The organism is Streptomyces sp. NBC_01410, from assembly GCF_045040195.1.
In the GTDB taxonomy this organism is placed as follows: domain Bacteria; phylum Actinomycetota; class Actinomycetes; order Streptomycetales; family Streptomycetaceae; genus Streptomyces.
The window spans coordinates 8,211,335-8,233,464 of record NZ_CP109530.1; the positions used below are offsets into that span (position 1 = coordinate 8,211,335).

Annotated in this window: 20 protein-coding genes and 2 pseudogenes; 19 read left to right on the plus strand and 3 right to left on the minus strand. The window is 67.8% G+C overall.

Going from position 1 to position 22,130, the window contains the following annotated elements:
• Positions 1-6: 6 nt before the first annotated feature.
• Positions 7-618, minus strand: coding sequence for a dihydrofolate reductase family protein (locus OG741_RS37350; RefSeq protein WP_405605258.1), 612 nt, complete (start codon positions 616-618; stop codon positions 7-9).
• A 228-nt stretch (positions 619-846) separates the two neighbouring features.
• Between OG741_RS37350 and OG741_RS37355 the strand changes: the two genes are divergently transcribed.
• The 15 genes from OG741_RS37355 (at position 847) to OG741_RS37425 (ending at position 17,934) form a co-directional block, all read left to right on the plus strand.
• Positions 847-1,419 (plus strand): dihydrofolate reductase family protein, encoded by a 573-nt coding sequence (locus OG741_RS37355; protein ID WP_405605261.1) that lies wholly within the window; start codon positions 847-849, stop codon positions 1,417-1,419.
• 79 nt (positions 1,420-1,498) lie between these two features.
• On the plus strand, positions 1,499-2,089 hold the full coding sequence (locus tag OG741_RS37360; protein ID WP_405605263.1) for a hypothetical protein: 591 nt from the start codon (positions 1,499-1,501) through the stop codon (positions 2,087-2,089).
• Positions 2,076-2,414, plus strand: a complete 339-nt coding sequence (locus OG741_RS37365; RefSeq protein WP_405605266.1) for a transcriptional regulator — start codon at positions 2,076-2,078, stop codon at positions 2,412-2,414. The genes OG741_RS37360 and OG741_RS37365 overlap by 14 nt, the downstream gene beginning before the upstream one ends.
• A 139-nt stretch (positions 2,415-2,553) precedes the next feature.
• Positions 2,554-4,161 (plus strand): alpha/beta hydrolase, encoded by a 1,608-nt coding sequence (locus tag OG741_RS37370; RefSeq protein WP_405605268.1) that lies wholly within the window; start codon positions 2,554-2,556, stop codon positions 4,159-4,161.
• A 240-nt stretch (positions 4,162-4,401) separates the two neighbouring features.
• Complete coding sequence (locus OG741_RS37375) at positions 4,402-7,374, plus strand: AAA family ATPase (RefSeq protein ID WP_405605270.1); 2,973 nt, start codon at positions 4,402-4,404, stop codon at positions 7,372-7,374.
• 255 nt (positions 7,375-7,629) lie between these two features.
• Complete coding sequence (locus OG741_RS37380; protein WP_405605273.1) at positions 7,630-7,866, plus strand: hypothetical protein; 237 nt, start codon at positions 7,630-7,632, stop codon at positions 7,864-7,866.
• Between the two features lie 29 nt (positions 7,867-7,895).
• The gene (locus OG741_RS37385) at positions 7,896-8,132 is read left to right on the plus strand and encodes a hypothetical protein (RefSeq protein WP_405605275.1); all 237 of its coding nucleotides are present in this window, start codon (positions 7,896-7,898) and stop codon (positions 8,130-8,132) included.
• Positions 8,133-8,490: 358 nt separating this feature from the next.
• Complete coding sequence (locus OG741_RS37390) at positions 8,491-9,276, plus strand: class I SAM-dependent DNA methyltransferase (RefSeq protein ID WP_405605277.1); 786 nt, start codon at positions 8,491-8,493, stop codon at positions 9,274-9,276.
• A 9-nt stretch (positions 9,277-9,285) separates the two neighbouring features.
• Entirely contained in the window at positions 9,286-11,133 is a 1,848-nt protein-coding gene (locus OG741_RS37395; RefSeq protein ID WP_405605280.1) for an ABC transporter ATP-binding protein, read from the plus strand.
• A 147-nt stretch (positions 11,134-11,280) separates the two neighbouring features.
• The gene (locus OG741_RS37400) at positions 11,281-13,191 is read left to right on the plus strand and encodes an alpha/beta fold hydrolase (protein WP_405605283.1); all 1,911 of its coding nucleotides are present in this window, start codon (positions 11,281-11,283) and stop codon (positions 13,189-13,191) included.
• Positions 13,172-13,753: a hypothetical protein gene (locus OG741_RS37405; protein ID WP_405605285.1), complete on the plus strand. Its 582-nt coding sequence runs from the start codon at positions 13,172-13,174 to the stop codon at positions 13,751-13,753. The genes OG741_RS37400 and OG741_RS37405 overlap by 20 nt, the downstream gene beginning before the upstream one ends.
• A gap of 5 nt (positions 13,754-13,758) precedes the next feature.
• Positions 13,759-14,637 (plus strand): M23 family metallopeptidase, encoded by an 879-nt coding sequence (locus OG741_RS37410; RefSeq protein ID WP_405605990.1) that lies wholly within the window; start codon positions 13,759-13,761, stop codon positions 14,635-14,637.
• Positions 14,634-16,166 carry a phytoene desaturase family protein gene (locus tag OG741_RS37415; protein ID WP_405605286.1) on the plus strand — a complete coding sequence of 511 codons (1,533 nt, stop codon included), beginning with the start codon at positions 14,634-14,636 and terminating at the stop codon, positions 16,164-16,166. The genes OG741_RS37410 and OG741_RS37415 overlap by 4 nt, the downstream gene beginning before the upstream one ends.
• 166 nt (positions 16,167-16,332) lie before the next feature.
• Positions 16,333-17,103: a hypothetical protein gene (locus OG741_RS37420; RefSeq protein WP_405605288.1), complete on the plus strand. Its 771-nt coding sequence runs from the start codon at positions 16,333-16,335 to the stop codon at positions 17,101-17,103.
• 186 nt (positions 17,104-17,289) lie between these two features.
• Positions 17,290-17,934 (plus strand): hypothetical protein, encoded by a 645-nt coding sequence (locus OG741_RS37425; protein WP_405605290.1) that lies wholly within the window; start codon positions 17,290-17,292, stop codon positions 17,932-17,934.
• A 477-nt stretch (positions 17,935-18,411) separates the two neighbouring features.
• On the opposite strand, the pseudogene OG741_RS37430 reads toward OG741_RS37425, so the two are convergent.
• Positions 18,412-18,686: pseudogene (locus tag OG741_RS37430) on the minus strand (hypothetical protein); the annotation flags it as partial.
• A 304-nt stretch (positions 18,687-18,990) separates the two neighbouring features.
• Between OG741_RS37430 and OG741_RS37435 the strand changes: the two are divergent.
• On the plus strand, positions 18,991-19,281 hold the full coding sequence (locus tag OG741_RS37435; protein WP_405605292.1) for a hypothetical protein: 291 nt from the start codon (positions 18,991-18,993) through the stop codon (positions 19,279-19,281).
• Between the two features lie 189 nt (positions 19,282-19,470).
• Here OG741_RS37435 and OG741_RS37440 read toward each other — a convergent pair whose 3' ends face one another.
• On the minus strand, positions 19,471-19,794 hold the full coding sequence (locus OG741_RS37440; RefSeq protein WP_405605294.1) for a hypothetical protein: 324 nt from the start codon (positions 19,792-19,794) through the stop codon (positions 19,471-19,473).
• 163 nt (positions 19,795-19,957) lie between these two features.
• Between OG741_RS37440 and OG741_RS37445 the strand changes: the two are divergent.
• The 3 genes and pseudogenes from OG741_RS37445 to OG741_RS37455 all read left to right on the plus strand — a co-directional run.
• Positions 19,958-20,101: pseudogene (locus tag OG741_RS37445) on the plus strand (IS1380 family transposase); the annotation flags it as partial.
• Between the two features lie 299 nt (positions 20,102-20,400).
• The gene (locus OG741_RS37450; protein ID WP_405605296.1) at positions 20,401-21,555 is read left to right on the plus strand and encodes an exonuclease SbcCD subunit D; all 1,155 of its coding nucleotides are present in this window, start codon (positions 20,401-20,403) and stop codon (positions 21,553-21,555) included.
• Entirely contained in the window at positions 21,555-21,980 is a 426-nt protein-coding gene (locus tag OG741_RS37455) for an AAA family ATPase (RefSeq protein ID WP_405605299.1), read from the plus strand. The genes OG741_RS37450 and OG741_RS37455 overlap by 1 nt, the downstream gene beginning before the upstream one ends.
• The last annotated feature ends 150 nt before the right edge of the window (positions 21,981-22,130 follow it).

Consider the following 22,130-nt stretch of genomic DNA (forward strand, 5'->3'; position numbering starts at 1 on the left):
GTGGACCTATGCGTCGGCCCCGTACGTCCCGTACTGAGGATGTCCCCTCGATTCGTAGACGTGGACCGCGAGTCCGCGCGGTGTCGTCTCATTGCGGACGAGGCGCAGGCCGGCCGGGGTGCCGCCGTCGGGGAACAGGCGCCGGCCGGTGCCCACGACCACCGGGGCGATCACGAGGCGCATCTCGTCGACCAGGCCGGCGGCAAGCAGGGACTGGGCCAGCCGGGCGCTGCCGTGGATCTGCAGCTCGCGGCCGGGCTGCCGTTTCAGTTCGGCGACCTGTGCGGGGACGTCGCCGGAGAGGATCGTGCTCGGGTGCCACTCGGCCTTGGTCAGGCTGTGGGAGGCTACGTACTTCGGCAGGTCGTTCATGATGCTGGCGAGCGGGTGTTCGGTCATCTGCGGCCAGTCCCGCGCGAAGTTCGCGTAGGTGCGGCGGCCGAACAGGAATGCGTCCGCCTGTCCGAGCCAGGTGCCGGCCTGCCGCTCGAACTCCTCGTCCAGGTGCGGCACGAACCAGCCGCCCTGGGTGAATCCGTCGCTCGTGTCCTCGTCCGGGGAACCGGGGCCCTGGGAGACGCCGTCCAGCGACAGGAACTCCTGCAGTACCAGTCTCATTGCGCACACTCTTCTCTCTCTGGCACGGGGACACCTCTCCACTTCAGACCTCGTGCCGCGCGAAAACTCATCGGTCCGAGCGCTGGCGATGATCGATGAGTTTCTCCGCGACCCGCAGTCAATCAGTCAGAGTTGGCGTACTGCAGCCGCGAGGCCGGTCGTAGCCGGTCGAAGCCGACCGACCGCAGCTGTTGAGAACCAGAACACGAGATACCTAGGAGACCTTCGATGCGCACCCTGATCAGCACCGCCTTCGTCTCGCTCGACGGCGTCGTGGAGGCCCCGGGCGGCGAGCCGGGCTACCGGAACTCCGGCTGGACCTTCAAGGACGTCGAGTTCCTCCCCGAGGCATTCGACATCAAGGGCCGGGAGCAGCAGGAAGCCACGGCGATGCTGCTGGGCCGGGCCAGCTATGAGGCGTTCAGCCCGGTCTGGCCAGAGATGGAGGACTTCGCCGACTACAAGGTGATGCCGAAATACGTCGTCTCCACCACCCTCACCGAGGACGACCTGGTGTCGAACTGGGGCCAGACCACGATCCTGCGGTCGCTCGAGGAGGTCGCCGCACTCAAAGTGACCGAAGGCGGCCCGATCATCATCCACGGCAGCGCCGCCCTCAACCGCAATCTCTCGGACGCCGGCCTGATCGACCGGTACCACCTGCTCGTCTTCCCGCTCCTGCTCGGCGCTGCTCAGGATCGCTGTGGGGTGGCCTGGCGGGCACCACCCTGCTGTGCCCTGCCAGAACGAGGATCCCGCGCTGGAGCGCACTACGGATGGAGGATCAGTCCCCTCGCATAAGGTTTGCCGCGCAAACTAGTTGACACTGGCCATCCGGCAAGGCAAGGTGTGCAGCACCAACTAGTTTGAGGCGGCGATAATGGAACGCAGGAAGCTGGAGTCTGCGGCGGCGATCTACGCCCACCTGAGAGGTCTTCTCTCGATTCCGGTAGGCGTCATGTTCATCCTCGCGGCGCTGGGCAACTTGGCCTGGGGCCCGCTGGGCCTCGTCTGGGTCTTTCCGGTCGCCCTGGTGGTGGCGGGCGCGGCATACCTGGGCATCTACCGCTACTACAACGAGAATTACGGGCGCGTCACGCCTTCCAGCAGGACGCAGGCAACGGCCGTCGTCGCGACCGTCTGCGCTGAGGCGGTGATCGCCGCAGCAGTGCTCGTGGACTGGACCTTTGATCTGCCGGTCAGCTGCACTGCGGCCTCGTTCGCGCTGGTCATGCTGGGCTATTACGCCGTCGGTGTCGGGTTGAGAATCCACCACGCCATCATCCTGGGCTCTCTTCTGGTGACCGGCTTTCTGCCGGTCTGGGGTGATGCTGATGCCAAAATCAATATCGGCATTCTGCTCAGTGGCTCGGCGACCATAGTGACCGGGATCTTCGACCACGGAGTCCTCAGGCGCACCTTCGAGTCTGCCAAGGGCCTGGATCTTGGAAGCGGCAATGCCGGAGCATAGCGACGGACCGATTCTCGATCGGCTGATCCATGAGCCGGGCCGGCTGGCGATCCTGACCGTGCTGTCTTCAGTGAAATCCGCCGACTTCGTCTTCCTTCAGCGCGCGACCCGGCTTACCAAGGGAAACCTCTCCAGCCACCTGACAAAGCTGGAGGAGGCCGGTCTGGTGACGATCGAGAAGAGGTTCGTCCACAAGAAGCCCAATACGAATGTCGCGCTGACGGCGTTGGGCGAAGAGCGAATCGCTCATCACTGGGACCAGTTGGAACGCCTGAAGAACTTCTTGGACGAGTCCGATGAGGCAGTGGGCGGCACCGCGCCCTGAACACGCGCTCCCTGCCCGATCACCCATGAGAAGTGGGCCGCCGAGTTGCAGCTCGGCAGCCCACGAGACGGAAGACGCACGACCACGCCCTTGGGCGTGTCCTTACGCGCACGTGCCTCCAACGAAAGGAGAACAGCTCATGCTGTTCCCTCGCAAGTCGATCCGCAATCCCCACGACGGTCCGGATGACGGCCGCTCGTCGTCGGCCGCCCGGGGGAGCAGGGCACGTCCCGCCCTCGGGACGGTCGGCAGGACGCTCATCGTGGCGACGGCAGTGGCATTGATCGCGGTCGGCGTGGTCACCGGCGGCCAGGAGAAGGCCTCGGCGGCCAAGCCATACCACGCGCCACGACTGGACTGGACCACATGCTCGAACCTGCCGCCCGCCGAGCCCGGCGGGCCGCCGCGGCCGAAGAATCTGCAGTGCGCCAAGCTGACCGTCCCCCTGGACTACGCCAAGCCGCGCGGAGAGACCATCCAGGTGGCGCTGATCCGGGTCAGGGCCACCGACCGGGCCCACCGCCTGGGATCGCTTGTCTTCAACTTCGGCGGCCCCGGCGGATCCGGGATCGACGCGTTCAGCGGGGGATCGACAGCATCATTCAAAGAGCTGGGCACCCAATACGACCTCGTCGGATTCGACCCCCGAGGAGTCGGCCGGAGCAGCCCGGTGACCTGCGCGGACGACAAGCAGAAGGACGCCTGGCTGGCGATGGACACCAGCCCCGACAACGCCACGGAGAGAGCCGCCTTCCTCGCCGCGGAGCGAAGCCTCATCCAGGGTTGTCAACAGCGGTCGGGCAAGCTCCTGCCGCATGTGGGCACCATCAGCGCAGCCCGGGACCTGGACGTGCTGCGGGCCTCGCTCGGCGAGCGGAAGCTGAACTACTTCGGTCTGTCCTACGGGACCTCGCTCGGCGCCGTCTACGCACACCTGTTCCCCGAGAAGGTCGGCCGCGCGGTCCTCGACGGTGCCTTCCACCCCATGAACGCCGAGCGGTTCCTCCTCAAGGCCGCGGCATTCCAGCGTGCGCTCGGCCACTTCAGCCGATGGGCGGCCCAGCAGCCTGAAGTGAAGGCCAGGGGCCTGACCCAGGGCGCGGTACTCACCAGGACTGCCAAGCTGCTGAAGGGTCTGGACGCCAAGCCGATCCCCGCCGACGGCGGACGCGAACTCACCCAGAGCATTGGCCAGAGCGGGGTCCTCATGGCGCTCTACTCCAAGGATTTCTGGCCCGTGCTGCTCCAGGGGATCGAGCGGGCGATGGCCGGCGACGGCACGATCCTGCTGGCCCTGGGCGACAGCCAGCCCCAGCGCACTCCTGATGGGCACTACACCAACGCGATCGACGCCCACGCCGCCATCACCTGCGCCGATGCCACCGAGCACTTCACCGAGCGGGACGTCACCAGGGTGCTGCCCAGGTTCACCAAGGCCTCACCAATCTTCGGGCCGACCCTGGCCTGGTCACTGACCGCGTGCACCGGATGGCCGTTCAAGGGCGACGCCCAGCGGGCCGACGCCCCCAGTGCCCCGCGCATCCTGGTGATCGGAACCACCGGCGATCCCGCCACCCCCTACCCCTGGGCCACCGAGCTGGCCAGGGAACTCCGTGTCGGGGTGCTGCTCACGTTCAAGGGCGAGGGCCACACCGCATACATCAGCGGCGACACCTGCGTACACCGTGCCGTCAACGGCTACCTCTTGAAGGGAAACGTGCCCGCCTACGGCACCACGTGCCCCTGACACCCCAAGGCCGGCGGGCTGCCGGAGGCACGGTCGAGACCGGTCACCAGGTGCCGGGGCGAGGACTGTCTGCGGTGAGGGGCGCCCCCAAGACGGGACACCCCTCGCCCGACCGTGCCGCGCGATCAGACCGAATTCCAGGTCCAGATCCCGGTCGAGGCCGATCGAGCCTTCGCCCACCTCCAATTCCGAGGTCGACAGGGGCTTGTTGGTACACACGTGCTCTGGAAGGGGCTTCTGTTGGCTGAGGCGTTAGACAAGTCGGCACAGGTCGCGGACGTAGCGCCGTTGGTCGGCAGGTCCGTGGAGCTCGCTCGGCTCGACTCGGCGTTGGAATGCCTGGGGGAGGGCGGTCCGACGATCGTCGACATCACTGGTGAGGCCGGCATCGGGAAGAGCCGGCTGCTGACGGAGTTCTGCGTTCTGGCACGCAGCCGGGGCGTGACGGTGCTGCGCGGCCGGGCGACGGAGTACGAGCGGCACAGCCCGTTCCAACCGTTCGCCGATGCCCTCGCCGATCTCGATCAGCAAGAACTGCGGGCGCTCCCGGCGCTGGTGGAGCTGTCCCAGGTCCTGCGAGGCGTGATCGAAGGGCCGGGCGGCCAGGGTGCCGGCGACCGTTTCGGCCTGTACCGGGCGACGGCGGCCGTGCTGGGGCGGCTCGGTGGCGTCCGGCTGGTGGTGATGCTGGACGACCTGCACTGGGCGGACCCGGCGTCGCTGGAACTGCTCGACTATCTTGTCCGGCACCCGGTTTCGGCCCCACTGCTGCTTGTCGTCTCCCGGCGTGACCGTCAGGCGCCGACCGCACTCGCCACCGCACTGGCCCGCGGAGTGGACACCGGTGTGGTGCTGCAGCTCGCTCTTGGGCCGCTCGCCGAACGCGACTGCGTCGAGGAGCTGGCCTGCGATCTGCCCCGGGTGCTGGCAGCCGAGCTTTTCGTGGCGAGCGGGGGCAACCCGCTGTACTTCCTCGCGCTTCTCCATGCCCATCGCGGAGCCCCCCATCCGCGGGCGCCCTTTCGGGTATCCGGCGGCCCCACCGGGTTCAGCGGCTCGGACGGCCTGCCCGCCAGTCTCGGGGCGCTGCTGCTCGACGAACTGTCGCCACTGAGCCTGTTGGAACGCCGGACCCTCGAGGCGGCTGCGGTCCTCGGTGACCACGCCACTCCGGAAATGATCGGCGCGCTCACCGGGGCCCCTGTTGCGGACGTCATCGAGGCACTGCACCAGGTGATGCGACGGGACCTCCTCAGACCGGGGCAGGGGGGACGTCGGCTGGTGCTGCGCCACCCGCTGATCCGGGCGGTGGTCCGCGAGAGCATAGACCCCTGGCGGGGCGAGGAGTTCCACCGCCGGGCGGCAGTGGAACTGGAGCGGGCCGGAGCCTCTGTCGTCGAGCGGGCCCACCACCTCGAGCGGTCGGTGACGAGCTGGGACCCGCAGCTGGCCGCCGTGCTCATTGAGGCCGCCGAGCAAACCGCCGTGACCGCTCCCGCAACATCCGCCCACTGGCTGGACGTCGTGCTCCGGATCCTGCCCCGCGCCCCCGAACACATCGCCAAACGACGTGAACTGATGCTGTCGCGCGCTCGTGCGCTCGGAGTGAGCGGCGGGCTGAAGGAGAGCCGCGACCTACTGCACGAGGTGATCGACATGTCGGGTGCGGACGGCGACGCCGCCATCCGCACCTCGGCGGTCGCGCTGTGCGCCGTGATGGAGCGTCATCTCGGGCGATACCCGGAATCCGCTGCGCTTCTGCGCCGTGAACTCGCCCGGCACCCTGGACCATCACCGTCCCAGAGTGTCGCCCTCGGGCTGGAACTGGGCTTCTCCGCGATGTTCGCCGTCCGGATTCCGGATGCGCGCGCGGAATTGGTCCGGACGCTGGCGACCGCCCGCTCGGTCGGTGACCAGATCGGCGAGGTGGTCGCTTTGGCCCTGGTCGCGATGGGAGAGGCGTACGAGGGCGATATTGCCGCCGCCCGGCGGTTCGCCGAGCCTGCAGCCAGGCTGGCGGACGCGTTGACCGACAACGACCTCGCCGGACTGTGCGAGTCCCTGGCCAGACTGGGCTGGACCGAGGTGTTTCTCGAGAACTACGCCGACGCGGAACGCCACTCCGATCGCGGGCTGGAGATCGCCCGGCGTACCGGCCAGCTCTACCTGGTGCCGCACTTGCTGCTGTGCAAGGCCTATGTCCACCTCATCACCTGCCGGGTCACCACCGCGCTGACGCTGGCCGATGAGGCCGAGCCGGTCGTGCGCTCCCTGGGGAGCGGCGAACTGCTCGCCTTCACCCTGGCGTTGAGATCCCAGATCCTTCTGCAGGCCCGCCCTCCGGGTGATCCGGACGCACGGGCCGCTGCGGAGGAGGCTGTGGCTGCGGCCGGCACAAGCGACAGCTGGTGGGCGTCTCTTGCCCGGTCCATGCTTGCCTACGCCGCGCTGAGCGGCGGCGATCCGCACCGAGCGCTGGAATCCATGGTGCATGCGGGTGGCGGGAGTGACCTGCAGCGGTTGCAGCCCTCGCTTCGCCCCGACTTCCTGGAACTGCTCGTCACTGCCGCCGTCGCCACCGGCGATATGGAGCGAGCCGAACTCTGGGCCGAGCGCGCAGGCAAGGAGGCGGAACAGCTCGGTCTGCCGACCCAGCACGGCGCAGCGCTGCGCAGCCGCGGCCAAGTCGCGGCGTACCGGGGAGACGTGGCCGCTGCGGCAAGGATGTTCGCCGAGGCCGCGGCGGAGAGCGTACGCTCGGGAGCGGTACTCCGCGAGGCACATTCCCTGTTGCTCGGAGCCCCGCTCATGAAAGCCGCTGGGGACGGCTCCCGCGCAGACGCCATGTGGCGCCGGGCCAGCCGCCTGGCCTCGGATGGCGGGGCACGGCTGTTGGTCGCCATTGCCGAGCAGGTGCGTCCGGTGGTGCTTGGGGGCGCGTCCAAACCGGCCGACGGGCTGGCCGCGTTGACCTCACGCGAGCGGGAGATCGCCGGGCTGGTCGCCGAAGGCCTCACCAATCAGGCCATCGCCACCAAGCTCCACCTCAGTCCGCGCACAGTCGAAAGCCATGTGGCCCGGGTCTACCGCAAGATAGGCGTGTCCTCGCGTGCCGCGCTGGCGTCCAAGTGGTTCGCGGCAACGCCCTCGGATGAGACGAGCCCGATGGCGTGGGCCCACGGGCGTGCGACGGGCGGCTCCTCACCGGAATAGTTCACGGCACTGCTGGACCATGCGCCGAGGTGTCGGCCGTGTGTGTGGGCGGTCCGGGACTGAGACGCAATTGCCGCGAGCCCTTTGAGCAGGATTGTTGCGTGGTCCTTTACGTAGTTCCCCTGATGCGTCGGTGGCGAGCAGCTGTGAGAGTCATCCACACGCAGACGGTGTTCGAACGGACCTGCTCATCCTCAAGGTACGACACCGACTTGCCAGTCACATGTGCTCTCCCAAACCCAGAAAAGGACACCCATGTCCAGTATCTCTGCTCGCGTCAACGACGTATCGCCGTCGTTGTTCGGTGAGTTTACGGCCAAGAGTGGGGCCCGCGAATTGTCGGACCTGACTCCCGTCATGGCCACCCCCGCCGCCTTCGCTGCCGGAGTGGCCGTCGGTGTCACCGCCTACGCCCTCGGCTATGCGGTCGGGGCTGCTGGGGGCTCCGGCGGCGGGATCCCTCAGCCGAGGCCCAAGCCGGACCCCAGTTGAACTGCCACGACACGAAGTCTGGAGCTGTCATGTCTGTACTGACCGAGCATGTGAATACAAGTGGGGCACTGGCCGAGTTCCCGCTGAGGGCCGACCGGGCCCGGCAGATGGGTGAACTCGCACCGGTCCTCGCGACGCCCGCCGCCGCGGTGGCGTTCGCTGCCGGAGTTGCGGTGGGGGTCCAGCTCACCGGAGCGTTCAATGCCGGGCTCGGCGCCGGCGGTGGTGGGATCCCTCAGCCGAGGCCCAGGCCGGACCCCAGCTGAACTGAACCAGCACGACACGAAGTGCGAAGTCATGTCCCTGGCCGAGCATGTGACTTCGAGTGGGCGTGACCGAGTTCCCGCTGAGGGATGACCGGGCTCGGCAGATGGGGCGAACTCCCCACGCCCGCCGGCGCGGTGGCCTTCGCTGCCGGAGATGCGGTGGGCGTTCAGCTCACCGGGGCGTCTGCACCTGTCTCGCCGCGACCGGGGGCGGTCACCAGGGCGCCACGGCCTTCCAAGGACCGCTGACGCACCACGGGAAGGCGCACCACTGCCGGTGCGCCTTCCCGTGTTCATCAAGAAAGGGAGTTCGCCCCTCTACGCGATCTCCACAACCATCGTCTATCGAGCAGGCGGTATGAGCGACATTCAAGACCTCGGCTACGGACGCCAGTTCGCCGAGTTCTACAACCAGATCTTCCCGCCGGGCGACGGCACGGCGAAATGGCTCGCCAGCCTCCAACCCGGAGATGGTACGCCCGCGCTCGAACTCGGCGTCGGCACAGGACGGATCGCCCTGCCGCTGGCGGATCACGCCGGTGAGGTGGTCGGTGTCGACTCCTCCCCGGAGATGCTGGAGATGCTGCGCAGCGCCCTGGCGCGCGAGCCTCGGCCGGTCACCGTGGTGCACGGCGACATCCGGACCTACCGGAGTGAGCGTAAGCACGGGCTGGTGTTCTGCGTCTGCGGAACGCTGTCGATGCTGCTCGACCCCGCAGAGCAGCAGCAGGTGCTGGAGACGTGCGCACAGTCTCTGGCACCTGGCGGTGTCGTGGTCATCGAAACGCACAACCCGGCCTTCGTGGACGGAATGCACGAGGGACGCCTCCGCGACACCTTCTTCATCCCGTGTGGGGAGAACGCCGGCCTGCAGTCCTACTCCCTGATCATCCCTGCGCAGCAGATCTGGCACCTCTCGCACATCTGGCACGAGGACGGCCGTACCCGGCTCGCGTCCGAGACGAGCAGGCTGACGACACCAGCTGAGATCGACGCGTACGCAGAACGCGCCGAACTGCGCCTGGAGGCGCGCTACGGGGACTGGCATGGGTCGCCCTTCACCGGCACCGAGCCCATGTGCATCTCTGTGTACCGAGGCCCGGGCGAGCAGGCCGGTTCCGCGGCCTCGGACCAGGAGAGGTGAGGACGCACGATGGCAAGCACTTCGCTGAGTACCGAGGCCTCGGACCCCGGGATGATCACGGACGAGCCGGAGACGGGTGTGGACGCCCCCGGCGCTGTGGCCGCACCGGGCAAGGAGCTTTCCCTGCGGGAGACGCTCATGGACTTCCGGGGATATTTGCGCCCGCATTGGCGGGAGATCGCGCTCGCCAGTCTGCTGTTGGTGGGGTCGGGGGTGCTCGGCCTGCTCCAGCCGCTGATGGTGAGGGACATACTCACCGCGTACTCACAGGGCAAGCCGGTAGCGCCTGGGTTGGCGAAGCTGGCCGCCCTGGTTCTGGTGGCCGCGCTGGTGCTGGCCTTCGGCGACTTCCTGCTGCTACGTGCCGCCGAGCGCGTAGTGTTGGCCGGGCGCCGTGGGCTGGTGCGTCACATGCTGCGGCTCCCGATGCGGGCCATGCGCAGCCAGGCACCAGGCGATCTGCTCGCCCGGGCCGCGGGTGACACATCTTTGCTGCGGCAGATCGTCACGCAGACCCTGGTGCAGGCCCTCACGGGCGTGGTGATGATCATCGGCACGCTGGTGATGATGGCGATCGTCGACGCAGTGCTGTTCGCTGTCACTGTCGGTGTGGTCGTGCTGCTCGGAGCCGTGGTCGGCCTCATCCTGCCCAGGATCCGGAGCGCGGCGCTGCGGGCACAGGAGTCGGTCGGGGAGATGGGCACGGCCCTGGAGCGTGCGCTGAGCGCCTTCACGACGGTCAAGGCGTCCGGGGCGGAGGAGGTCGAGACCGAGCGTATCTACACGGCAGCGCGGGACGCGTATGACGAGGGTGTCGGGCTCGCCCGGTGGGGCTCGGTGGCGGGCACCGTCGCCGGGCTGGCGATGCAGGTAGCCTTCTTCGTCGTGCTCGGTGTGGGTGGGGCGCGGGTCAGCAGCGGCGCCATCTCCGTCGCCACGCTCACTGCGTTCCTCCTGTATGTCCTCTATCTCGCCCAGCCAGTCATGTCGCTGACCGATGTCGGCACCTACTTCCAGGCTGCCCGAGCCGCGATACAGCGCCTGTCCGAGATCACCCGGCTGCCCACCGAGCCGGTGGACAAGGCACTGTCACCGGCGTACGCCGATGATGCGGTGTGGACAGGCGCGACCTCCCTGGTCTTCGAGAACGTCTCCTTCACCTACCCCGGGCGGACTACCCCCGCTCTGGACGGCTTCTCGCTCCGGATTCCCGCCACCGGCCTCACTGCCCTCGTCGGCCCCTCAGGTGCCGGCAAGACCACCGCGCTGAGCCTCATCGAGCGCTTCTACGACCCGGACCGGGGCCGCATCCTGCTCGACGGGCGCGACCTTCATGACTGGAACCTGAACGCCCTGCGCGCCCGCATCGGCTATGTAGAGCAGGATGCCCCCGTGATGGCGGGCACGCTGCGCGACAACCTCGCCTACGCCGCCCCCGCCGCCACCGACCAGGAACTGCTCTCAGCCCTGGCGACGACGCGGCTCCTGCCACTGTTCGAACGCCTCGGCAGCAACCTCGACGCCGAGATCGACCACCACGGCACCTCACTGTCCGGCGGTGAACGCCAGCGCATCGCCATCGCGCGGGCCCTGCTGCGCCGCCCACGCCTGCTCCTCCTCGACGAGGCGACCTCACAGCTCGACGCCGTCAACGAGGCGGCACTGCGCGAGGTGATCGCAGAGCTGGCCGCCTGGACGACGGTCGTCGTCGTTGCCCATCGCCTGTCGACCGTGCGCTCGGCCGCCCGTATCGCCGTGATCCAGGACGGCGGGTTGCGGTCTATCGGCACCCATGACGCGCTGATGCGCGACGACTCCCTGTACGCCGAGCTCGCCGCGCACCAACTGCTCGGCTGAGGAACACAACCTCCTACCAGCAGACGCCTGCGTGACCAGCCTCACCATCCCGATGCAGCCCGTCGCTGTCCCGCGGAGCGGGGGCTGGAAGAGCGCATCGCTCCCTGGGAGACACGACGAAACCTGAGAAAGAAAGGAGTTCGCCTCATGGCGCGATGGCCGAAGGCATTGATGCGAGCCGTCCTGTCGCCGCCGGCCGTGAGCCGGGCCACGGCCCTGTCGCTCAGCGAGCGGCTGAGCGCGACGACGCACCTCGTGTCGAGCCTGGAGTATCTGACGACGGAACGGGACAGAAAACACGGCGGGCTGAACAACTGGGACGTCAACCGGGAGGCCCTCTCGACATGGCCGCCGGCGCTCCGCAAGGTGCTCGACCTTGCCGCTCGTCCGCGCGTCACCCGCGCCGTGCATATCGCCCGGGTAGGTGCCGCGGCGGCCCTGCTGGCACCGTCGCCCCGCGCGGTGCGTGTTGCCGCGAACGCAGTCCTGTCGGGTACCTCGCTCGCCCTGTACCCCCTCAACCACTACGGGACCGACGGCTCCGACCAGGTGTCCTTCCTGGTCCAGTCCGTCGCCACGGTTGCCCGGGCGGGCGAGCGGAACCCGCAGATCGTGGACGCCTGTCTGTGGTTCGTCGCACTGCAGTCGACGCTTTCCTACGCCGTGTCCGGCTGGGGCAAGATGTCCAGTTCGACATGGCGCAGCGGCCGGGCGCTGCCCGGAGTGATGCGGACCCTAACCTACGGGGACCGCACCGCCTGGGAACTGGCGCGCCGTCACCCCCGTGCGGCCCACGCCCTCTGTGCCGGGGTGCTGGCCCTGGAGTGCGCGTTCCCAGTGGTCTTCCTGGCGAAGGGCCGAGCGGCCCCGCTCATGGTGGGGTCGGCGGCCGCCTTCCACATCGCCAACGCGAGGTTCATGGGGCTCGGCCGCTTCCTCTGGTCGTTCGGCTCCATGCACCCGGCCGTGCTGTACGCCGCCGGTCCGCGTGAGCGCACCGGGGCGCAGGGCCGCATGGAGCGGCGGGACGACGCACTGCCGGCGCTCGCGCTCGGGCTGCTGGCCGTCGCGCTGGGCGCCCTGCAGGTGGAAAAGAGCCGCCAGAGCCACAAGGTGCTGCGGGGCCGAGGTGATGAGCAGGAGTTCACCGCCGCTTCTGGCAACAGGCTCTCGTACCGGCGCACCGGACCGGACAGCGCGGCGACGAATGAGGGCACACAGCCGGTCGTCATCCTCGAGAGCGGCCTCATCGCGAGCGCCGAGCACTGGGAGTGGATCGTCCAAGGGCTGTCGGAACACTTCCCCGTGGTGACATACCACCGGGCGGGCTACGGCCGCAGCACCTATACCGGGCCCGAGGACGGGACGTACAGCCTGGACACTGCTGTGGACGATCTCGTCGACCTGGTCAGGCACACGGCAGGTGACCGCCCGGTCGTCGTGGCCGGCCACTCACTGGGCGGCTACCTGGCGCTGAAGGCGGCAGACCGGCTCCCGGATCACATCCTGGGTGTCGGTCTGATCGACTCCAGCCATCCCGCCGAGCTGCAGCGCTCGTCCCGCCAGGCACAGGGCGCAAAGATGTTCAGCGGCTCACTCGCGTCTGTCGCCATCTCCCTGAAATTCGGCATGGGAGCACTGCTCAGTAATCCCCGCTGGGTCGATCGCCTGCCCGAGGAGGTACGGAGCCTGCTGACGGCGCACTACCGCGACTCGCGGATGTGGGTGGCGGGGCGCCGCGAATGGCGGGCCGTACAGGAGGAGTTCGCTGCCTTCGACGGGAAACTGCCGGACCCTGGTGTCCCCCTGCTCGTCATGACGGCCGGGCACACCGCCTCCCAGGATCCGGTCCAGGCGGAACTCCACGCAGAACTCGCCGAAGCGGCTCCGCACGCCGTGCATCACATCATCGACGGCGCCGACCACGACTCTGTGCTCACGGACCAGGACACGGCCAAGTCCGTCGTCAAGCTGGTGTCGGACTTCGTCGCAAACCTCGGCGAGGACGCTGCGAGGACCGAAAAGAAGGGGGATTCCCATGACATCCGTACGAGTTGACGACGGCGCACTACGGGCGGAGTCCCGGGGGGCCCTCACTCTGCTACTGCTCGGCGGACTCGCGGTGTGGCTCAGCGCGACCACCGCGGGCCAGCATCCGCACAGCACATTCGACCGCGTACGCGAACGCGACAGAACCGGAATGCTCATACCAAACTGGAAGTTCTTCGCCCCCGAGCCTGCCCAGCACGACTTCCACGTCCTACACCGCGTCCTGACAGCGGACGGCGCCCAGACCCCCTGGCAGGAGACCACGCGGATCGCGCCCCGGGCCTGGTCGCAGCTCCTGTGGTTCCCCAACCGACGCCGGGAGAAGGCGATGTTCGACGTGTGCGCCGAGCTGATCATGCTGATGAACAAACCTGGCCTAGATCTGACACAGTTCCCCGCGTACCGGGTGCTGCAAGACTTCGTGGAGCTGACCGTGCGGGACTCCTGCGCCGAGGCCGAGCTTCCGCAGGGATTCCAGTTCCTGATCGCCAGGCACACCGGGCATGACCAGAAAAACGAACCGGACTACGTGTTCCTGTCTCCGTTCGTTCCCGCGGGAGCACCGGCTTGAGCCGCGTGCGAGATGCCGAGGGCACGCCGGGCGCGCTGCCGAGGCCGTTCCGGCTCAGAGCCCGGGTCAGGGGCGTCTCCAGAGTGGCGGGTCCCGTCGTGCTGGGCACCGCCGCAGTGGGCCCGTCGGTCACACCTTCCGTGTTCACCCCGGGCCTGGCGACCGCCCTCTGGCTGGCCGGATCCGCGGCACTGGTACTGGGACTGTCCCTGTCGTTCCGTCATGCCACACCTCGGATCGCGCACCGCGAAATGGGGGCTCCCGTCACCGGCCGCTGGTGCGCTGTCAACAGCCCCAGCACCAGGGTGCCGAGTCATCGCACAAACGCCTACGGTCAGACGTTCGCGGTCGGCCTAGTCCACGAGCCCGAAGAGCGCTCACGGCCGGCCTTCGGGGAAGGCCCCGGCTTCCGGCCAGCGAAGGAGTTCCCAGCCTTCGGCCAGGAACTGCTGGCACCGGCCAACGGCCGGGTCGTCAAGGTACGGGACCGTGCCAGAGACCACCTCAGCCGCTCGAACCGGTTCGCCGGCGCCTACATGATCTGGGAAAGCATGATCCGGGAGCTCGCGGGGCCCCGCCAGATACTCGGCAATCACATCATCTTGGACCTCGGGGACGGCACGTACGCAGTCTTCGCACACCTCCAGCAAGGGTCGGCCACGGTCCGGCCCGGTCAATTCGTCCACCGCGGTCAAAGGATCGGCCGGTGCGGCAACTCGGGCAACTCCAGCGAACCCCACCTGCACTTCCAGCTGATGGACCACCGCTGGCCGCTCGTCGCCGCTGGGCTTCCTTTCACCTTCTCCGCCGTCAGCATCGACGGCCGGGAAGTCAAGGACGGTGTCCCTGCCGACGGCCAGACCATGGTGGTGGCGACCAGGTGAGTTCTCCCGCCGACGGGTGGATCGGGGACAGGTCCAACGGCGAGGTGGACGCCGTCGTCGTCGGGGCCGGGCCGAACGGCCTGGCCGCGGCGATCGTCCTGGCCGGGGCCGGGCTGGAGGTGTCGGTGTACGAGGCCGCGCCCACCGTCGGCGGCGGCACCCGCACCGCAGAACTGACCCTGCCCGGATTCCACCACGACATATGCTCCGCTGCCCACCCCATGGGACTGGCCTCACCCTTCTTCCGCGCCTTCAACCTCGCCGCACACGGGGTGCGGATGCTGCGTCCCGCGGTGTCGTACGCTCACCCCCTCGATGGGGGCAGGGCGGGGCTCGCCTGGCGGGACCTGGAGCGCACGGTCGACGGACTCGGACAGGACGGACCGGCCTGGCGTTCGCTGCTCGGCCCGTTGGTGGACCGCTGGCAGGGGCTGGCCGGCACCGCCATGTCGGACCTGCGAAGCCTCCCGCCGGACCTCGTCACCGCAGCCCGCCTCGCCCTGCGCATCGCGGAGCAGGGCTCACCGCTGTGGGGGGCACGCTTCCGCGGATCCCTTGCACCCGCGCTGCTCACCGGAGTCAGCGCGCACGCCATCGCCCCGCCGCGCGCCCCCGTGCCGGCGGGGGTCGGACTGGTCCTGGCGGCCCTGGGACACGCGGTGGGCTGGCCGATCCCCCGGGGCGGCAGCCAGACCATCGCGGACGCAATGGCCGCCGAACTGCGCCGCCGCGGTGGGCGAATCGTCACCGGCCGGTACATCGGGAGCCTCTCCGAGCTGCCGCGGGCAAGCGCGGTTCTGCTGGACCTGACCCCAGCCGGGCTGCTGCGCATCGCCGGGGACACACTCCCGGGCCGGTACGCCCGCCGCATGCGGGCGTACCAGTACGGCGGGGCCGTGTGCAAGGTCGACTTCGCGCTGTCGGGACCGGTGCCGTGGAAGGCATCAGGTTGCGAACTCGCGGGCACACTGCACCTGGTGGGCACCCGTGACGAGGCGCTCGCGGTCGAACGCGAGGTCGCCGCAGGCCGACACCCCGAGCGTCCCTATGTCCTCGCCGTCCAACCCGGCGTCGTCGACCCGACACGCGCACCGGTCGGCCGCCATACTCTCTACACCTACGCGCACGTTCCGCACGGATCACCCCTGGACATGGGCGAAGCGGTGACCGCGCAGCTGGAGCGCTTCGCGCCGGGTTTCCGGGATCTCGTCCTCGCCCGCCATGTCCTCCCCGCCGCCAGACTGGCGGAACACAACCCCAACTACGTCGGCGGTGACATCGCTGGAGGCACACTGTCTCCGTGGCAGACGGCGATGCGCCCGGTTCCGGGCCGCGATCCGTACGCCACCCCGCTCCCCGGGCTGTATCTGTGCTCGGCCTCCACCCCACCGGGCCCGGCAGTCCACGGAATGTGCGGGCTATACGCCGCGAGGCAGGCACTGCGCCAGCGCTTCGGGATCCTCACCGACCCGCTGGAGCTGGTACCCGCCCCTGTCGCAGGACCCTTGCGGCGAAAGACGATCGAGTGACGGCGTTGCGGCCGTCGTAGGCCAGTCAGGCTGGGGACTGCGGGCTGGTCTGCGACAGTGCGGCAACCAGTGCGACGCGGAAACGCACGCCAGCAGCGCTGGTATTGGCTCACACTGACACCCGTCCAACTTTTCCGGAACCCCTTATTCATAGGCAGCCACTCACGTGAGCAACGAAGATTCCAGGTCACAGTCCACGTACGTATGGGAGTCCACCACGGTTGGCTCTCAGGGCGGACCGCTGCTCGTCTGCGAGGTCAACTCCTTCTCGGACTGGGGCGGTGAAGTTCACAGCCCTGACTATGAATTGGATACCGCCTGTGACTATTCCCGTGCCTGGTCAGCGCTCCACCCGTCTGACGATGACCTCGAAGCCGCGTTCGTGCGTTTCGGCGACCACGAGGAACATGCCGGCCTCATCTGGGAAATGGACGGCGAGGGCAGCGCCGAGATTGCGTATGCCCGGCGCCAAAACGGCCCCGCTGACAACGACGACGCCTTTTTGCTCATGCGCTCATGGACTCCCCGGAACAGGACGGACGCGCCACGTCGGCGTGCAGCCGGGGCGTCCGTGGCCGAAGAAGAGGAAGTAGGAGAGCTTGAGCTCCGTAGCGGCCGGGTCGTTGTCGTCTGGGCAGCAGTAGGCGCGAACGAGACCGGCTCGTTCGCGACGCCGCAGGAAAGAGCCGCATCACTCAGTGCCCTGGCCCGGCTGAACCCCCCGGTCCAGCTCAACCTGGACCATATCCTCGGCCTCGGTACGGTGCTGTGGGTCAAGCCGGGCACGTATCGCGTCACCTGCGGATGGCACGAAGGAACTCGGGGACGGTACATGTCCGAGGAAGAGATGTATGGACCACCACAGTCATATGCAGACGACGACTGGAGCTGTCGCTGGGTCCGCTTCACCCTGTCCGACGACATCACAAAGGCGTGAGCCCACGTACGAACGGCGAAGGGTGACTTCCTGCCGCTGTTCCCGGTCGGTTGACAGGCCGAACACCAAGCCCTCGGCCGAGCCGCTATCTCACGGGCATATTGGCTTCGAGCTGCCGGGCAGGCAGCCGCTGGAGGGCGCCGAGGTCGGCGGTTGGCGGTGCCTGCCTTGACGAAAAGAGGACAAGTGAGCGTTTTTGAGGCGCTGAACCACCTTGGTTCGGTTGTGAGCATCAATGGCTCGATCATGATGGTTCTCGGGGACGCCGGAATCGCCGCGACATGGAAGGGAGTGACAAACGCTGTCAATGACGAAGATCTCGAAGCGGGTGGCAGCGATTGGGCGCGTTGCCTGGACGCGCTGAATTGGGGCACCGATCTCCCCTTCGCACGGGTGACATGCGACGGCGGTGAGCTGCTTACGATCCGCATCCATGTCAGCGGCGGCGGCTATGTTGAGGTTTTCGGTGTGGGCGAGGCACTTGTGCTGATCGAGGCGTGCTGGTCCGACGTCGAGCATCTCGCCGATCGGGACTTCCTTGACTATGTGAAGCGTCCGTGCAGCGCGGACGCGACGGATGCGGGACTCGTCGAGGTGACGGCAGGTGCGATCGCGTTGCTTCCCGCCCCGTCGTCAGGCGAGAGGGTGCCTGAGGCGCTCGCGAATCTGGGACCAGCCGGCTCGGCACAGTTTGCGACCGAAAGCGAGTGGGCGATGGTCGTGGAGCTTCCCACTCGCCGCTACAGGGTACGTATCGAAGACCAGGTGGAAGGGCCTTGGGGTTTGGGAGCCCGCGCCATCGTTGAGCCGGAGCCGGCTGTCCAGGGGTAGCCGGTCGCAACCCGCACTTGTCTGGATCCTCACCTGCCCCGGAGTCCCTCCAGTTGGACATCGGCAGGCTTCCAGCCCCGCGCGAGCCTGTGACGGCGAGCGGCCAACAACGAGCGGATGGCGTCCACGGCACATAGCGAACCGCGACAACATGAACACCGCCACCAACAGCAGCAGCGTCCCCGCCCTCGCCTCAGCTCACGAGACCGACCGGCTCAACGAACCGGCGGCCCCGTGGCAACGGGCGACCTGACGAACCGTGGACAGCCACAACACGAGCTACTTTGCGGCTGAGGTCAGAGGTAGGACTCCGGAGCCACGATCCCCGTGGGTTCAAGGAAACCGAAGGTCCTGCAGCGCGAACCCATGGGTCCACGGGTGTGCGTCAGGCCGATGCATCCGTGGGTTCGGGTGAAACATGAGGATGCTGAGCGATCCGGAGGCTTCGGCGGTGACGTCGGCCTGGACGTATTCGGGTCATGACGGCCGCCCGCCGAACTGCCAGTTGTGCACTTCAATGTCGGCGTACCGGTCCGGGGCCAGGATGGCGCGTGCGGTGTCCGGTCCGGCGCCCGGACAAGCGCCGCCGTGCCCAGCCACGTGGCACCGTTGTCGGACAGCAGCGGCCCATAGGCGATCAGCTCGCCCCGGTCGGGCGGCACCGCGAGGTCGGCGGCCTGCCCCGTGCCAAGGCCGAGCACCAAGTACCGGTTGCCGCCGGTCTGGCCGCCGGGGAAGCCCCCACATGACCGTGGCCTACTTCGGCTGGCGGGGCACGGCCTTTGTCTTGTCGAGGTGCCCGTACACCGTCGACCGGGGGACGCCGACAGGGTCGGCGATCTGCAGCGTGCGATGACGTTGGCTCACGCCGTTGTGGGAGACGTCCCGTTCGCGCCGGGGCCCGTGGGCGCTTCAGCTTGGTGCGAGGTAGGCACGGGTACTTCGCAGTGGGCACGCGGTTGAAGGTCATCCCTACCCTGGGCGGCGCTGCATATCGGCGTTACGCTCAACAAACGCGGCGGACGTCCCCGCCGCGGGCGGCAGGCGGGGGCAGTTATGTGGATCTTCTTGGTACTGGGTTTGCTGCCCATCGCTCTGCTCCTGTGGCTCTTCGCGGGACAAGTGAACCAACAGGTGGACAGCCATTTCGCCGGTGAGGTGATCGCCCTTTCGGTCCAGCCCGTCACGCTGACCACCGGCATGCGCACCGACTACCTGCTGACGATCCGTGCTGACGACGGCCGGCAGTTCACCTTGCCGGTGAAAGACGACGTGTACGCCTTGTTCTCTGTCGGCGACCGTATCGTCAAGCAGGCCGGGACACGCTGGCCCAGGAAGGCGGCATAACGTCGGGAGCCACCCGCGTATCCAGCAAGTTTGGGGCCTGCGGTGCAGATGTGTACCGCTCATGATGTGTCACCGCCGAGTGAGGGAACCTGCGTTGCCGAAGGCGAACCGAACTCCTTTCTGCAGGATGTATCCGCTCACCCGAGGCGGTCGGAGCAGCCCCCTCCTGCTCGCGATTCCCGTATGGATTCAGGCATGCGGTGGCCTGCTCGGGAAGGGCCTGCGCCATGGGCAGGAGAAGAGGGGACAGAAGGTCATGAGGAGTCGGTCTACGTCATCCACCGAACGAGGGTGCACCGCGACGATCGTGGTGACGGCGTTGCTGATGTTCGGTGTATCAGCATGCGGTGGCGAATCGACCGTCGACTGCACGGGCGGGTCGTACACGGTCGACTGCCATCCGGTCGCCCCACCGGCCGACAGCACCTCCGCCGCCACGGTTCCCGCGCCCGCGTTGACGCCGTCGGGGACATGCCCATCGGACTGGTTCGGGGTCCACGAGGCGGTGCGCAACAGGAGCTTTGACCGGGCCTGCCCACTTCCCAGCCCCCTCGACCCGCCCCTGGCCACCGCCGCGCCCCTACCATCCCCGTGAGGCACTTCCCTGTGACTCATGGGGCCGGCTCCTTCCCGCAGGCGTAGAAGCGGGTGCGCTCCGCGAGACAATCGGCCAGTCCTCGAAGCCCGCCACCGCGGGCATGCCACTGTCGAGGACCGAATCCGGTGCGGCAAGACCACCGGATTCGGCCGCTTCCCCTCCCGTGACTTCAGCATCAATGCCGTCTGGCTCGAACTCAGCCTCGCGGCGATCGACCTGCTGTGCGGTTGCTGGTTGCGTTCGCGGCGGCGCCCAGATCCGGTGGGAGAAGCGGCAGCCCTCATCCCCCCGGCACGATCAAACCTGGCAGAACGTGATAGCGATATCACACCCACCTTCCCCCGCTGCTTATCTGGCCTCCTCCTGACACTGACAATTACTCTGCGAGCGGCTCCTGCCCACACCCCGGACGAGGCAGAAGAAGAAACCTTCCTCCCGTCTGTCACGACGTCACCTCAAACATGACTGTTTATCGGGAAAACCGCCCGCACCTGCTACCTCGGTGGTTACGGTCTGTGTTCATGCGGATCCTGCACACCTCGGACTGGCATTTGGGCCGTCAACTGCATCGCGTGGCGCTTCTCAAGGAGCAGCGCGCTTTCCTGGAGCACCTGTTGGACACGGTGCGGCGAGAACAGGTTGAGGCTGTGGCTGTCGCGGGCGATGTGTTCGACCGCGCCATCCCTCCTCTGGACGCGATTGACCTGTTCAACTGGGTTCTTGGAGAACTTGCCGATCTCCAGGTGCCGCTCGTCATGATCAGCGGCAACCATGACTCGCCGCGGCGGCTGGGAGTCAATGCCCGGCTGATCGAGCGCGCCGGGATCCACCTGCGTACCAGCGTTCAGGACTGCGTCCGTCCTGCCGTCCTGAACGACGAGCACGGGCCGGTGGCCTTCTACGGCCTGCCCTACCTCGAGCCCGGCCTGGTCCAGGATCACTTCGCAGCGGAAAAGCCCAGTCACCACGCCGTGCTCAGCGCGGCCATGGAGCAGGTCCGTTCCGACCTGGCGACGCGTCCTGACGGCACCCGGTCGGTCGTCCTCGCCCATGCCTTTGTCACCGGAGCGGAACCCAGCGCCAGTGAGCGGGACATCACCGCCGGCGGTGTCCCCTCGGTCGGTTCCTCCGTCTTCGCCGGGGTGGACTATGTAGCGCTGGGACACCTGCACCGCTGCCAGCGAATCAGCGACCGCATCCGATACAGCGGATCCCCGCTGGCCTACTCCTTCTCCGAAGCCGATCACCCCAAGGCCGTGTGGCTGATCGATCTGGACGCCGACTCCCACGTGTCGGCACGCAAGATCCTGTGCCCGGTGCCCCGCCGCATGCGCCAACTGACCGGCCTTCTGAACGACTTGCTCACCCACCCCGAGTACACCGGGTACGAGGATTGCTGGCTGCACATCACGCTCACCGATCCTGACCGGCCACACATGGCCATGGAACGCCTGCAGCAGCGCTTCCGCCACGCCTTGAAGCTGAGCTTCTCCCAGGAACAGCGCACCCAGGAGGAGTCCTACCGGGCCCGCGTCAACGGCCGCACCGACCACGAGATCACGCTGGGCTTCCTCCACCACGTCACCGGCCTTCCGGCCACCGTCCCGGAGCAGGACCTGCTGCAAGAAGGGCTGGAAAGCGTCCGCACCGAAGCCGCGGTACGAGAGGCCAGCTGATGTATCTCCACCACCTGACCGTTCAGGCGTTCGGCCCTTTCGCGCGCACGGAAGCCGTCGACTTCGATGCTCTGACGAGCAACGGCCTGTTTCTGCTGCGCGGCGACACCGGAGCAGGGAAGACCAGCATCCTGGACGCGGTCTGCTTCGCCCTCTACGGCAACGTGCCCGGCATCCGCCCCACCCACCGCCTGCGCAGCGACCACGCCCCCACGGACACGCGCACCCGAGTCACCCTCGAATTCAGCGCAGCCGGTCGGCGCCTGAGGATCGTGCGAGCACCCAAGCAGACCTACCCCAGCAAGCGGGCAAGGAACGGCACCGCCACCTCCGAAGCCACCGTCGAGCTCCACCAGCGGACCGGCACCACGGACGGCTCCGCAACATGGGAGCCGGTCTGCGCCAACCACCAGGACACAGTGTGAGCTTCGGGGAATCCGTCACCCAGATGTTCGCCTTCGCATGTCACTGAGGGAACACGTATATGCGCTGATCAGAGGCGGTTTTGTTGGAAGATCATGGTGGTAGGCATCCGGATCTGGTGGTGACATGAAGGCGTATCGGTCAGTGTCACC

Bases quoted from the DNA above. Each gene is read 5' to 3' on its own strand.
- OG741_RS37350 (WP_405605258.1), bottom strand. From the start codon at position 618: ATGAGACTGGTACTGCAGGAGTTCCTGTCGCTGGACGGCGTCTCCCAG.
- OG741_RS37355 (WP_405605261.1), top strand. From the start codon at position 847: ATGCGCACCCTGATCAGCACCGCCTTCGTCTCGCTCGACGGCGTCGTG.
- OG741_RS37360 (WP_405605263.1), top strand. From the start codon at position 1,499: ATGGAACGCAGGAAGCTGGAGTCTGCGGCGGCGATCTACGCCCACCTG.
- OG741_RS37365 (WP_405605266.1), top strand. From the start codon at position 2,076: ATGCCGGAGCATAGCGACGGACCGATTCTCGATCGGCTGATCCATGAG.
- OG741_RS37370 (WP_405605268.1), top strand. From the start codon at position 2,554: ATGCTGTTCCCTCGCAAGTCGATCCGCAATCCCCACGACGGTCCGGAT.
- OG741_RS37380 (WP_405605273.1), top strand. From the start codon at position 7,630: ATGTCCAGTATCTCTGCTCGCGTCAACGACGTATCGCCGTCGTTGTTC.
- OG741_RS37385 (WP_405605275.1), top strand. From the start codon at position 7,896: ATGTCTGTACTGACCGAGCATGTGAATACAAGTGGGGCACTGGCCGAG.
- OG741_RS37390 (WP_405605277.1), top strand. From the start codon at position 8,491: ATGAGCGACATTCAAGACCTCGGCTACGGACGCCAGTTCGCCGAGTTC.
- OG741_RS37395 (WP_405605280.1), top strand. From the start codon at position 9,286: ATGGCAAGCACTTCGCTGAGTACCGAGGCCTCGGACCCCGGGATGATC.
- OG741_RS37400 (WP_405605283.1), top strand. From the start codon at position 11,281: ATGGCGCGATGGCCGAAGGCATTGATGCGAGCCGTCCTGTCGCCGCCG.
- OG741_RS37405 (WP_405605285.1), top strand. From the start codon at position 13,172: ATGACATCCGTACGAGTTGACGACGGCGCACTACGGGCGGAGTCCCGG.
- OG741_RS37435 (WP_405605292.1), top strand. From the start codon at position 18,991: ATGTGGATCTTCTTGGTACTGGGTTTGCTGCCCATCGCTCTGCTCCTG.
- OG741_RS37450 (WP_405605296.1), top strand. From the start codon at position 20,401: ATGCGGATCCTGCACACCTCGGACTGGCATTTGGGCCGTCAACTGCAT.
- OG741_RS37455 (WP_405605299.1), top strand. From the start codon at position 21,555: ATGTATCTCCACCACCTGACCGTTCAGGCGTTCGGCCCTTTCGCGCGC.